At 63.2% G+C, this 12,624-nt stretch carries 10 protein-coding genes; 5 read left to right on the forward strand and 5 right to left on the reverse strand.

The features are described from left to right. Positions 1-15: 15 nt before the first annotated feature. The 5 genes from KIO74_RS00300 to KIO74_RS00320 form a co-directional block, all read right to left on the reverse strand. Positions 16-348 (reverse strand): hypothetical protein, encoded by a 333-nt coding sequence (locus KIO74_RS00300; protein ID WP_249730816.1) that lies wholly within the window; start codon positions 346-348, stop codon positions 16-18. A 138-nt stretch (positions 349-486) separates the two neighbouring features. Further along, positions 487-3,168, reverse strand: a complete 2,682-nt coding sequence (uvrB, locus tag KIO74_RS00305) for an excinuclease ABC subunit UvrB (protein ID WP_213329272.1) — start codon at positions 3,166-3,168, stop codon at positions 487-489. A gap of 132 nt (positions 3,169-3,300) precedes the next feature. Beyond that, complete coding sequence (locus KIO74_RS00310) at positions 3,301-3,495, reverse strand: hypothetical protein (protein WP_213329274.1); 195 nt, start codon at positions 3,493-3,495, stop codon at positions 3,301-3,303. 188 nt (positions 3,496-3,683) lie between these two features. After that, positions 3,684-6,233, reverse strand: a complete 2,550-nt coding sequence (locus KIO74_RS00315; RefSeq protein ID WP_213333907.1) for an HWE histidine kinase domain-containing protein — start codon at positions 6,231-6,233, stop codon at positions 3,684-3,686. A gap of 7 nt (positions 6,234-6,240) precedes the next feature. Next, a complete protein-coding gene (locus KIO74_RS00320; RefSeq protein ID WP_213329276.1) occupies positions 6,241-6,837 on the reverse strand; it encodes a biliverdin-producing heme oxygenase in 597 nt (198 codons plus the stop codon). Positions 6,838-7,112: 275 nt separating this feature from the next. Here KIO74_RS00320 and KIO74_RS00325 point away from each other — a divergent pair, with 275 nt between their 5' ends. The 5 genes from KIO74_RS00325 to KIO74_RS00345 all read left to right on the forward strand — a co-directional run bounded on the left by KIO74_RS00325 (position 7,113) and on the right by KIO74_RS00345 (position 12,553). After that, a complete protein-coding gene (locus KIO74_RS00325; protein WP_213329278.1) occupies positions 7,113-7,805 on the forward strand; it encodes a class I SAM-dependent methyltransferase in 693 nt (230 codons plus the stop codon). Between the two features lie 308 nt (positions 7,806-8,113). Next, positions 8,114-9,595, forward strand: a complete 1,482-nt coding sequence (locus KIO74_RS00330) for a DUF1800 domain-containing protein (RefSeq protein WP_213329280.1) — start codon at positions 8,114-8,116, stop codon at positions 9,593-9,595. A gap of 54 nt (positions 9,596-9,649) precedes the next feature. Beyond that, entirely contained in the window at positions 9,650-10,891 is a 1,242-nt protein-coding gene (locus tag KIO74_RS00335; protein WP_213329283.1) for a DUF1501 domain-containing protein, read from the forward strand. Between the two features lie 144 nt (positions 10,892-11,035). Next, on the forward strand, positions 11,036-11,257 hold the full coding sequence (locus tag KIO74_RS00340) for a PQ-loop repeat-containing protein (protein ID WP_213329286.1): 222 nt from the start codon (positions 11,036-11,038) through the stop codon (positions 11,255-11,257). A 351-nt stretch (positions 11,258-11,608) separates the two neighbouring features. After that, positions 11,609-12,553, forward strand: a complete 945-nt coding sequence (locus KIO74_RS00345; protein WP_213329290.1) for a hypothetical protein — start codon at positions 11,609-11,611, stop codon at positions 12,551-12,553. Positions 12,554-12,624 lie beyond the last annotated feature (71 nt).

A 12,624-nucleotide genomic window follows, 5' to 3' on the forward strand; every position in this document is an offset into this window, starting at 1 on the left:
GAGACGGCGTGGTGGTCAGTCGTTGCCTTGGCCGCAGCTATACCCAACAAAGCACTGCGGGTTGTCGCGCGTCGCGAGATAGGCCGGCACTTGGCTCTGCCGCGGCGCGCAGTTGTTGACATAGGTATCGTAAAGGTAGGGGCCGGTACCGATGACCACACGTCCCTGGCGCTGCACCAGATTCTGGAGGGTGGCACAGCTTTCGCGGGAAGCCTGAACCTGCGCTTGCGCGAAAGCGGGAGTGACCGCAGCCGCGGCAAGCACGGCGGTGACCCCTGTCGCGGCGGCCGCTCTCGATATCCTGGACAGCGATGTTCTAAAACCGGGGGGACAGGTAGGCGGGCTCATCGTGATCAGTGTCCTCTGTGGCATTGGGATCATGCCTCTCAATAGAAAACACTGATCGATTGTTCTTTCACAATCAGCAAGTTGTGATGAAGGAGCGTGCGCCCTCAAAAGCGCGAAAGCGAGACATCGTCAAAAGCGCTACCGTCGCCGACGCCCGCCTTTCTTGACATTGGATGTACCCGCCCAATCCGCGACGGCGCGCGGTTTGAATTCCTCCGCGCCAAGGGGGATCTCACGGTTGTGCGGTCCCATCTCGTCGAGGGTCGGTTTGCGGGCGCGCGTGGCCGGCTCGCCATCGCTGCCGGGCGGCTGGTTCGCCTTGGCGCCATATTTGCGCGATCCGGCGAAGTGGCCGGCCTTGGCCTCCACATCCTCCTGCCGGGCCAACGGATCATCGGCGATGGCGAGTTCGGTCGCCTGAAGCCGCTTGATCTCGTCGCGCAGGCGCGCGGCGGTTTCGAATTCGAGATTGGCGGCCGCCTCGCGCATGCGCTTCTCGAGGTCGGCCATGACGGCCTTGAGGTTGTGGCCGACACCTGTCGCCTCCTTCGGCAGGAGGCCGGTGTCTACCTTGACGTGATCGCGCTCGTAGACCGAATCGAGGATGTCGCCGATGTTCTTCTTGATGGATTGCGGCGTTATGCCATGCTCGGCGTTGTAGGCGAGCTGCTTCTCGCGGCGCCGGGAAGTCTCGGCCATGGCCCGTTCGAGGCTGCCCGTGACATTGTCGGCATAACAGATCACGCGGCCGTCGACATTGCGCGCGGCGCGGCCGATGGTCTGGATGAGCGAGGTCTCCGAACGCAGGAAGCCTTCCTTGTCGGCATCGAGAATGGCGACGAGCGCACATTCTGGGATGTCGAGGCCCTCGCGCAGCAGGTTGATGCCGACCAGCACGTCGAAGGCGCCGAGCCTCAAGTCACGAATGATCTCGATGCGCTCGATGGTGTCGATGTCGGAATGCATGTAGCGCACGCGAACGCCGTGCTCATGCAGATATTCGGTCAGGTCTTCCGCCATGCGCTTCGTCAGCACCGTGACGAGAGAGCGATAGCCCTGAGCGGCCACCGCCTTGACTTCGCCGAGCAGATCGTCGACCTGCGTGCGGGCCGGCCGGATGTCGACGGGCGGATCGACGAGGCCGGTCGGGCGAATGACCTGCTCGACGAAAACACCGCCGGTCCGTTCCATCTCCCACGAGCCGGGCGTGGCCGAGACATTCACGGTCTGGGGTCGCATGGCGTCCCATTCCTCGAAGCGCAGCGGGCGGTTGTCCATGCAGGAGGGCAGACGGAAGCCATATTCCGCCAGTGTCGCCTTGCGGCGGAAGTCGCCGCGATACATGCCGCCGATCTGCGGGATGGTGACATGGCTTTCGTCGGCGAAGACGAGCGCGTTGTCCGGCAGATATTCAAACAGGGTCGGCGGCGGCTCGCCCGGCCGCCGGCCGGTGAGATAGCGCGAATAGTTCTCGATGCCGGCGCAGGAGCCAGTGGCTTCGAGCATCTCGAGATCGAAGGTCGTACGCTGCTCCAGCCGCTGGGCTTCCAGGAGGCGGCCCATCCGGTTGAGCTCCTCAAGCCGCCACTTGAGCTCTTCCTTGATGCCCTTGATGGACTGGATCAGTGTCGGACGCGGGGTGACATAGTGCGAATTCGCATAGACCTTGACGAAGCCGAGATCAGACGTCTTCTGCCCGGTCAGGGGATCGAACTCGACGATGGATTCCACCTCGTCGCCGAACAGCGAGACGCGCCAGGCGCGGTCCTCGTAGTGGGCGGGGAAGATCTCGATGACGTCGCCGCGAACGCGGAAGGTGCCACGGCCGAAGTCGCCGCCTGTGCGTTTATATTGCAGGGCCACCAGATCGGCGATGAGCTGCCGCTGCTCGATCGTCTCGCCGACTTTCACCGAGAAGGTCATGGCCGTATAGGTCTCGACCGAGCCGATACCGTAGATGCAGGACACCGAGGCGACGATGATGACGTCATCGCGCTCAAGGAGGGCACGCGTCGCGGAATGGCGCATGCGGTCGATCTGTTCGTTGATCGACGATTCCTTCTCGATATAGGTGTCCGACCGGGGTACATAAGCCTCGGGCTGGTAGTAGTCGTAATACGAGACGAAGTATTCGACCGCGTTGTCGGGGAAGAAGCTCTTGAACTCCCCATAAAGCTGGGCGGCCAGCGTCTTGTTGGGCGCGAGGATGAGCGCCGGGCGCTGCGTTTCCTCGATCACCTTCGCCATGGTGAAGGTCTTGCCCGAACCGGTAACGCCGAGCAGGACCTGGTCGGCCTCCTGGCGGCGGATGCCATCGACAAGTTCGACGATGGCCGCGGGCTGGTCGCCCGCCGGCTCGAAATCGGACTGCATGCGAAAGGCGACACCGCCTTCCGACTTCTCGGGCCGCTCCGGGCGGTGAGGCGTCCAGAGCTTGCCGTTCTTGAAAAGCGGATTGCCACTCTCCAGCAGCGCGGAGAGGGCCGCGACCGTCGCCGAGACGCCGGAAGCGCCGTCGGGGTCACTCAACGGCTCGGGCGCCGCGGCCTTTTTTCGGGTTGGACTCTTGCCGCCGGGGCGCTCGGACTTTCCGGGCTTGGCCGGTGCTGAACCCGATCCCGGCGTCCAAACGACACCCGCGTCAAAACGCGCCTGTGGCGCTTCGCCGAAGCCGCCGCGCTCGTCATTGCCGTCGGACGCGGCTCCGCCGGGGCCGGCGCGACCTTTGTTGATCGCCGGGTTGAGGAGATCCGCGAGAAAGGGATCAAGGGGCTGGACGCGGGGTTTCGCAGCCTTGGAGCGGGGCGTTTTGGGAGCCATGGGCCCAATATGGGCCTAGTTCTCCGTCGAGAAAAGGCCGCAGGTGTCATCCGCGGCGCTTTCCCCAAAGGCATATGGAGGCGCATTGTCGCGTGGGGGCTGCGCTGAACCCCGTTTCCGTGGCGTTTGCCGTCAAATGCCGCTGTAAACGACGCCGATGACCAGCAGGACGAAGCCGACCAAGAGCGTCTCGAAGCCGTAGCCCGAGAAGAAAGGCACCGGAAACATCCCGTAAGTCACCAGAAGCGCGATGATCGCCAGAATGAGCGCGACAATGAACACGATCTTTGACGGAGCCGTCAGAGAAAAGCTGCCTGATCTTGCCATCGAAACTCTCCCGCATGAAGGAGGGTGGGGCCGTGCCTGTGCATGAAGGAGCCGGGGATAAGTCCGATCCTGTGTGCCCAGAATAATCTTAACGATAGCAGAAGCTTAGTAATCAGGCGTGGCAGCTGCTGCCAACTGAACGGCGTCTCGCCCACGTCGGTGGAAAGGAGCTCCTCGCATGTTACCCGTCAGGTCCGCGCCATGACTGTCCGCATGGCGCCCACCAGGACCTGGCCATCATAGGGCTTCCGGACCACCGGAACGTCCGAGAATATCGCGGGAATCATCGCGCTGTCGCCATACCCCGTAGCGAAAACGAAGGGGATGCCGCGTCGGCTCAGTTCATCGGCGACCGGGATAGACGTGCCCTCTCCGAGGTTGACGTCCAGCACGGCCACATCCGGTGTCAGGCCGTTCAGCTTGGCCAAGGCCTCGGATGACGAGCTGGTGATCACAACGTTTGTCACACCGTGCGTATCGAGGATGTTCTCCACATCCATCGCGATCAGCATCTGGTCTTCCACCACGAGAACTTCGACGTCCGGCGCAAACGCCGCATGGGCGATCTCGATCCCCATAGGTAAGATGTTGCCGGACGCCGGTCCGCTGTCCGCGGCATTCCTCACATGTCGAGCCGGAAGCACGAATTCGGCGTGCAAGCCTTTGGGATTATAGGAAACCGCGCTTCGGCCCCCGAGATCATAGGGGATGCTACGATTGATGAGGGCCGTGCCAAAGCCGCGGCGGCTCGGCGGCTTCACCTCTGGACCGCCGCTTTCGCTCCAGGACAGGGCGAAATCCCCGTCCTGATCAAGCGACCAGCGAATCAAGAGCTTGCCGTTTGGTGACGACAGGCTTCCATATTTTGCGGCGTTCGTCGCCAGCTCGTGGAGCACCAAGGCCATGACGGAGAACGAGCGGTTGTCCAGCCATACCGCCGGCCCCTCAAGGGTAACTTCCGCGGAATGTCGCTGATAAGGTGACAGCTCGGCGGTGATAAGATCGAGCAGCATGCCGCCGTCGTTGCTGCGTACGATCTGGTCATGGGCAAAGGCGAGGGCCTGGATGCGTCCCTTCAGGGTCAGCACGTAGTCGGTGAGGCTCAATTCCTCGGCCGAGGGGTGGCTCACTATGGACTTGATGACGGCGAGGATGTTCTTGACGCGGTGATTGAGCTCTTCGTTGAGCATGCGCTGGCGGACATCAGCCTTGTTACGCTCGTCCGCCATCATCTCGTTGTGGCGTAGCACCACCTCGACGGTCGCGATGCGAGCCGCCTCCGCGATCTCCCGATCGGCTTCCGTCCAGGGTTGCGATTGGTGCCTTACAGTTTCCTTCCAGATCGCGAAACTGCGACGGGGTGTCAGACGGTCGCCGAGGGGCCCGGTTTCGTAGGACTTTTCCGGATTGCCTGCCCATTCGAGTGTCTGCACGAATTCCTTGCGGAAGAAAAAGAGGTAGTCCCGGGGAGTTTGCGAGAGGGGAATAGCGAGGATGCCGGAAGCGATCTCGTGGTAGTCCGCCGCGGAGGGAAGGCGTTGCGACAGAGCATGGGTGGCCCAAACTTTCCCTTCCGCGACCTCACCGATAAACCGGGTGATCTCGGGCAGCGCGTCGAGGGGTGGTGTCGTGCCGTAGCCGTTCCACGTTCCATTCATCCATAAGCCGACGCCGTTGCACGGCATCAGCCGCATGAAATCCGGCAGGTTGTCGCGCAGAAGGCTTTCTATGTCCGCGTAGTGAGACGCGGCTTGCAGAAAGCGGTCGAGAGCATCGCGCGCAGCCGTCGCCGATTCAAGCTTGCGCTTCTGCTTGAGGACATGGAGGTGCAGGGAAAAAAACTCCCCGAACATCTCGGCGGAGACCCGCTGCGCCATCGGCAGAACGCGCGGCGCGTAGTGGTGACAGGCAATGAGCCCCCAGAGCCTGCCGTCGATAATGACAGAAATCGACATCGAGGCGGCAACGCCCATGTTGCGCAGGTATTCGCAATGAACGGGCGAAACGCTGCGCAGATGCGCGAAGGACAGGTCGAGCGGTTCGCCGGACGGGTCGAGCTCGGGCACAACCGGCACACGATGCCCACTCGCGTCGGAAATGATGCGGATCGTGTTGCGAAGATAGAGTTCGCGCGCCTGTTGGGGAATGTCGCCGGCCGGAAAATATTGACCTAGAAAGCTCTCGAGATCGGCACGCTTCGCCTCGCTGACGACTTTGCCAGCACCGTCCTGCTCGAACCGATAGATCATCACCCGATCGTAACCGAGCAGCGCACGCACCAGTTTGGAGGTCTTGTCGATCAACTTGTTGACTTCGGTGACGTCGCTGATGCGGCTGATGAGCTGGCGTGCGAGCTCAAGCGGCGAAACGACCGTCTGCGTGGGCTCGAATTCAATGATGACGGTGGCCTTGTAACGATGAACGGCAACATCGAAACGGCGACCGTCCGCGAGGGCGACGTCAAAAAGAAGAGATGGGCGTGAAGCACCGCTCGACGTGGTCAAAGCATTGCGCAGGGCATGCGTGACACGCGCGCCGAGGATGTCGTCCAGATGCGCATTGACGAGCTCGGTCTTTTGCAGACCCAGCATGTCGGCGGCGTTTCTCGAATGCCGCAGCACAACGGCCGCGTTGACGTCACAGGCGAGCAGGCAGCCATGCGGCTGAATGCTGCCGGGTATATGAATGGGTTCGCGGTCACAATTGGTCAAGTCGACCGAGAAAGCTCGGCCGGCCAACGTCCGACTAGACGGCATCGGCGAGCCTTTCCGGCCTTGCGTGTGCGGCACTGGTCGGAGCCGATGCACCAAACGCCAATTCCGCTTCCCTGAATGTTGCCAGCGAGGCCTCGATAGTGGCTTCTATATCGATGTGTTCGACTTGATCCAGCCGGGCAGTAAAGGCACGCCAATCATCCAAACCGCTGGCTTGGACGGCGAGATGCCGGGCGCCGTGACAATCGCTAAGGCCGATTGCATTGGCACGCTTCTGCAGGATTTGGGCGCCGAGGTTAGACCCAAGGAGAACGTACAACGTCCCGAGAAGCTCCGCCTCGGTCCGCATTTTCGGCAGCGCAGCGGCCGGCTCAACGTCCGGGAGCCCGAGATCAAGCAAATCCTGCCTGAGAACATGTCCGATCATCCGTGGGCGCCAGGGACCCCAGGCCTCCGGCCAGCGGGACAGATCCAGGCGATGCTCGACCGGCAGCCTGAACTTCGCCATTCCCCGGATATACCGCGTATAATCTTCCCGTCGCTCGAATGTGCCCACTAATGCGTCAACGCGTGCGTGAGCGAGACTGGTCTTTTCTCGTAAAATAAACCGCCGCGTTAACTCAGACATATCACTTCTTTCTGCCCCAATATCGCATCTGATGTCACAATTGCTTTTTGTCAACATCGTGTGGCGCATGCGAAGACGACGACGCATCATCGGAACGCGTGGCAGGGAAAACGACACAATATCCAATGGCTCGATAGCTTAGACTTGGCCTTTTTTGCGGTGTGCGCCGCCAAATGCTGTATGCTGCGAGGCCGCGCTGGTGGTTTTACGGCCTCAGCACAAATTCGTTCGCCTTACTTCGCTCTCGCAGAAGTATCTGCCTGTGGAACATCCTGATGCATTGCAATATCTGTGGCGGTAAAGCCTTCCTCGATATGCCGAAACGCCCGCTTGCGCGTTGCGCCGGTTGCGGCTCGCTTGAGCGCACCCGTGTGGCCGCTTTGCATATCAAGGCGCTCCGATTGGCTGAAGGCGCGCATATCCTGCATTTCGCGCCGGAGCGCGGACTGGCGAAGCTCCTGCAGGGCATAGGCGGCGAGAACTATCGCGCGGTCGACATCGCGCCGGAGGCCTACGCGGATGTGGGCGTGCCCGTCGGCGCCTTTGATCTCTGCCGCGACGGTTTCCACCTGAAGCCGGACAGCTTCGACCTGATCGTGCATAACCATGTACTGGAACATATCGCCTGCAACTACACCGTGGTGCTGACCCAGCTGGCCCGCTCGCTCAAGCCCGACGGGGTGATGCTCTTTTCCGTCCCCATCGTCAGTGACGACTATTGGGAGGAGATTACGAGGCCGGACACCATCAACCCGGAGCGATTCGGTGACTACGGCCATCGCCGGCATTTTGGGCGGGCTTTCATCGCCGATACGCTCGGAATGCTCTTCCATATGGACGCCGCCTACGACGCCACCCGTAGTTTTCCGGCTGATGTCCTGCGCGACGCGAATATTCCGGAGCGGCTGTGGCATGGGTTCAGCGGCAGCAGCATTTTCGCGGTGCGGCGCGGGGACTTACGGATCTGAAGCGGTTCTGGATGAAGCGAGAGCCTGACTATGCAAAAGCCAATCACAATTGCGAGATGACAAAAAATTCATCTTCCTGACATCCGGAGGTAATGGGGTGTAACGGCACCATGCTTCTCATGAGCAGGCGGCAGGTTCCTGTGACAGCAGGTTTCATGATGCCGCCAGCGCATACCCCAAAGGCAATGTCGCTTCACGACAGCACTTTGGAAATACTGATCTTTGGGCCCGCTATACTGTGCAGCTTCGGTCGGCGGCACGGTTCGTCCGGTCCTTGAAGTGCTCTCTTTCGGCACGGAGAAGTGCGCATGGCAAGCGAACGGGACACGCGGCTGGCGGTCTTTGCAGTCAATCGTTTCGGGCTTGGCGTGAAGGCGGACGGCATTGGCGGGCTCGCCGATGATATCCGTGAAAGGCTGCGTGAGGAGGTGCGCGCGGGGCTGAGCGCCGGCACCCCAGCACCGCAGGGTGGCGACAGCGGGCTACAAACAAGCGCGGCCCTGTTCCGAGCCTGGCGTGAGCAGGAGGATTTCCTGCGTGTCGCGCGTATGCCGGTGCGTCCCGATCCGGGACAGCCCTCGACACCACAGCCCGGCACGCCGGGCCTGCGGGTGGGCGGCATGGAGCCCAACAAGCCGGTTGGCCCGCTGCGGGTGCCGGGCAGCACGATCCCCCAGACCACTTACCTGGCGGAAGCGGCTGCCCGCATGGGTTACGGGCTCATGCCCGACATCGGTTTCGTCGAGCGGCTGGTCATTTTCTGGTCCAATCATTTTGCGATCGCGACGTCCAAGGGCGGGCAGGTGAAGACGCTGGCGGGGGCCTTCGAGCGTGAGGCAATCCGTCCTTATGTGCTGGGCCGTTTCTCCGACATGCTGCTGGCGGTGGAGACCCATCCCGCCATGCTGATGTATCTCGACAATCAGCAGTCGGTCGGTCCGCAGTCACAGGCTGGCAAGAAGCAGCGCAAGGGGCTCAACGAGAACCTGGCGCGCGAGATCCTCGAACTGCACACGCTTGGCGTCGGTTCCGGCTACAGCCAGGCGGACGTGACCAGCCTCGCGCGAACCATCACCGGCTGGACAGTGGCCTATAACGATTCACCCAATCGTGTGCAGGGGCGCTTCATCTTCAGCGCTTACCAGCACGAGCCGGGCGACCACAGCGTGCTCGGCACGAGCTACCGCGCGGGCGGGGCGGTTCAGGGCCAGATGGCGCTGCTCGATCTTGCCCGCCATCCGGCGACCGCGCGCCATGTCGCCCGCAAGCTCGCGCGCCATTTCACAGCCGATGTACCGGACCCCAAGCTGGTCAGCCGGCTGGAGCGGTCGTTCATCGACACCGACGGCGATCTCGCGGCCGTGTCCCTCACGCTGATTGAAGCGCCGGAGGCTTGGCGCGAGGAGACGCGAAAGCCGCGTCTGCCCTATGAGTTTCTGATGGCGGGCCTGCGGGCCACGGGGCGCTCCGGGCTCGACAAGTCGAACGCGGTCAATCCGCTCCTGTCAGCGCTCAACGCCATGGGGCAGGGGCTGTGGGATCCATCGGGACCGAACGGCTTCCCTGATACGACCGATGCCTGGATTTCCGCCGAGGGTATGACATCGCGGCTGGAAACGGCGGCGATGCTGGGCCGGCAGGCGCCGGGTGCGCGCAACCCCAATGACGTGCTCGCCGGCGTTCTCGGGCCGCTCGCGTCGAAGGAAACGCGGGTGGCGGTCTCCCGCGCCGACAGCCGCGCGCAAGGCCTTGCCCTGTTGTTCATGGCGCCTGAGTTTCAATGGCGCTGACCGTATTGATGTCGTGACGGCGCACCAACGCCGCTTTGTCCGGAAGGGTATGCGATGAGCGAACTCTGCGAAACCATCACCCCGTCACGTCGCGCCATCCTTGGTACGGCGGGTGCCCTGTTCGGCTGGTCTTTCATGCCACGCTTCGCCTATGCCGCTGGCGGGCGTGACGTGCGCTTCGTCTGTATCGTCCTGCGCGGCGCGATGGATGGCCTCGCGGCCGTCGCGCCGATCGGCGACTCCGACTATGTGGGGCTCCACGGCGATCTCGCCCTTGAACGCGGTGGACCGAACCCCGCGATCCCACTCGACGGCTTTTTCGCGCTTCACCCCGCCATGCCGCATTTCGCGAGGCTCTATGGCAAAGGCCAGGCGGCTGTCGTCCATGCGGTGGCGACCGCCTATCGCGACCGCTCGCATTTCGACGGGCAGGACGTGCTGGAAAGCGGGCAGGCGGGCGTCGGGCGCACCGACAGCGGTTGGCTCAACCGGCTTGTCGCGGCGCTGCCTGAAGGGGAGGCGGTGGCGCGCCGGGGTTGCCTCGGAGTCGGCGCGGTGGCGCCTCTCGTGGTGCGTGGCGCGGCGCCCGTGCTCGGCTGGGCGCCGCCGAGCCTGCCACCGGCGGGTGATGATCTCGCCCGCCGGCTCATGGATCTCTATGGGCAGACCGATCCGGTGCTGGCGCAAGCCTTGATGCGCGGTGTCGATACTGAAAAGCTCGCTCTCGCGAGCGCTGGCCAGGGCGGGGCGATGATGGGACGGCGCGGGGGGCCTGACACACCACAGGGCATGCGGCAGATCGCGGAGGGCGCGGCCCGGCTTCTCGCCGCGGATGATGGGCCGCGTATCGCGGCGATGGCTTTCGAGGGGTGGGACACACATGCCCGCGAGGGCGGCGCCACCGGGCGGCTCGCGCAACTCCTTGGGGGGCTCGATGGCGCCATCGCGGCGCTGGAGACGGGGCTTGGTAACCGCTGGGCCGACACGGTGGTGATGGTCGTGACGGAATTCGGCCGCACGGCGCGGATCAACGGCACCGAGGGCACGGACCACGGTACAGGTACGGTCTCCTTCCTCGCCGGCGGCGCCGTCAAGGGCGGTAGGGTGATCGCCGACTGGCCAGGGTTGAAGGACGCCGAACTCTACGAAGGCCGTGATCTCAACGCGACGACGGACTTGCGTGCCGTCACGAAAGGTCTGCTCACCGATCTCTTCGGTGTCTCGGCGACGGTTCTCGGCCGGGACGTCTTTCCCGACAGCGGCCTGGTGAAGCCCATGTCCGGGCTGATCGTGTGACGTTAGATTGACTTTCCTCCCAGACGCAGGGTGTTATTGCCCGGCGCGCCCACGGTGGCAGAAGCCTGCGATGCGGTTGGCGCCGCCGCTCTACCTGGCCTGCCGTCGCCGGCATTCTCATGCCTATGGTGCTCACGGAAAACCTTGGCGCCTCGCCGCAGGCTATCCGCATCATCCGCACCCGCGACACGCGCGCTCTATCACATCGCGCAGGTTGCTTTCGCCTACGGCATTTTTCTGTGGCTGGTCTACGGACTGCGCGTCGGCAACTGGCTCTTCATTGTCGCTAATCTCGCCACCCTGCCGTTCATGCTTGTCATCATCTGCATGAAACCGCAGTTTGGACAAAGCCTCTTAACTCATTGATCGCAACGGTCTTGGCGTAATAATCCATTTACCATTCCGACGTTGCACCGCGTGGGACGCGTCGGCGGTCTTGCCTTGGCGCTTGCTCTGTGTTGCACTGCAGCATCGGCAAGCGGCTGACTGCCGGGCTATCCCTTGGCAGGTGCGTAGGCGCACCTGAGCCAGCCTGAACTGCTGCTAGACGCGAAAATAGAACTGAATTTGCCCCGCTTCGAACCGGGGCCGAATGGCCGAGAGCTTGTGGGCTGCGAGGAGGTGAGCCCGCGTCCTCGGTGTGGATGATTTGAGAGGTTTTGACCAGCCATGCGACCACTTAGCGCTCTCAACCGATTGCGTACCGCGGCTGTGATAATGGTCTGGGCTGGTGTCGGCGCAGCCTCCGCTGCGACAGGGGCCGTCGCGCAAACCCATGGCGGACGTTCGCCGCACGAGCAGGGCCGCACGCCGGATGCCCATGCTGAGGGGCGGACGCCGGAGCGCTCTTCAACGCTCGATTTGGCGACCTACAAGGGTATTACCCTTGAGGATTTCGAACTTCCTTCCCAGTGCTTGGCCTCGGAAGGCGATCTCGATCTGGCGGGTTCCCGTGACGGTGGCGGTGTCGCCGAGGATGAGAGCGGCTTTTTCGATGCAAGCCAGCTCGCCAGCATTCAACTGCCCAATCTCGCGACCCTTACCCCCTACCGTCTTGCCGCGGGGCAGCGCGCCCTACGTCCGGAATGGCGCGTGGCTCCGATCGCACGCGGCGTGACGGCGACGCGTTCTGTTGGGGTGATCGCCCTTCCCGGCGTCCCCCAGCCATCGGAACGGGCGCTTGGCATGTCGGTGGGGGCTGGCGGCAACGTGAGCTTCTCGACCGAGGTCGCGAGCGAGGGTGGCTCCTGGCGGCAGGACGATGCGCGCTGGGGCTGGACCTTGAGGAGGCAGGCGGCAGACGGCACGCGCGGTTTCGTCTGGTCTGGCTCGACGACCGGACGCGTCGACATGCAAGGCGGGCGTAACCAGGACATGGATCTGCGGCTCGGCTATCGTCGCGGATCGAGCGATGGGGACTGGCTGCTGACACCGCAGGTCTCGGTATCATCCTCCTACCAGCCCGCCAGCGGTGACCGTTGGGGGACGACGACCGTCAAGCCCAGCGTGACCGCCACCGCCCGCGTCTTCGGCACCGATGAGGATTGGGTCAGCGCGAAAGTCGACACACGCCTTGGTTATTCCATTCCCGTGGCGGCGAGCGCGGCTGGCCAACTTGACGCGGCGGCCATGCTGCGGCTGACGTTCAGGGGGCTACAGTAGTTTCCGCGCAAGATTTTCCGGCGCAACGTTTCCCGCCGAAGGGGCGGGGCATGAAGGGTGAGCATAGCCAG

The sequence above is a fragment of the Chelatococcus sp. HY11 genome, from assembly GCF_018398335.1.
GTDB lineage: Bacteria > Pseudomonadota > Alphaproteobacteria > Rhizobiales > Beijerinckiaceae > Chelatococcus.

Excerpts from the sequence above, each read along its gene's own strand:
- KIO74_RS00300 (WP_249730816.1), bottom strand. The coding sequence starts at position 348 with ATGAGCCCGCCTACCTGTCCCCCCGGTTTTAGAACATCGCTGTCCAGG.
- uvrB (WP_213329272.1), bottom strand. The coding sequence starts at position 3,168 with ATGGCTCCCAAAACGCCCCGCTCCAAGGCTGCGAAACCCCGCGTCCAG.
- KIO74_RS00310 (WP_213329274.1), bottom strand. The coding sequence starts at position 3,495 with ATGGCAAGATCAGGCAGCTTTTCTCTGACGGCTCCGTCAAAGATCGTG.
- KIO74_RS00320 (WP_213329276.1), bottom strand. The coding sequence starts at position 6,837 with ATGTCTGAGTTAACGCGGCGGTTTATTTTACGAGAAAAGACCAGTCTC.
- KIO74_RS00325 (WP_213329278.1), top strand. The coding sequence starts at position 7,113 with ATGCATTGCAATATCTGTGGCGGTAAAGCCTTCCTCGATATGCCGAAA.
- KIO74_RS00330 (WP_213329280.1), top strand. The coding sequence starts at position 8,114 with ATGGCAAGCGAACGGGACACGCGGCTGGCGGTCTTTGCAGTCAATCGT.
- KIO74_RS00335 (WP_213329283.1), top strand. The coding sequence starts at position 9,650 with ATGAGCGAACTCTGCGAAACCATCACCCCGTCACGTCGCGCCATCCTT.
- KIO74_RS00345 (WP_213329290.1), top strand. The coding sequence starts at position 11,609 with ATGGTCTGGGCTGGTGTCGGCGCAGCCTCCGCTGCGACAGGGGCCGTC.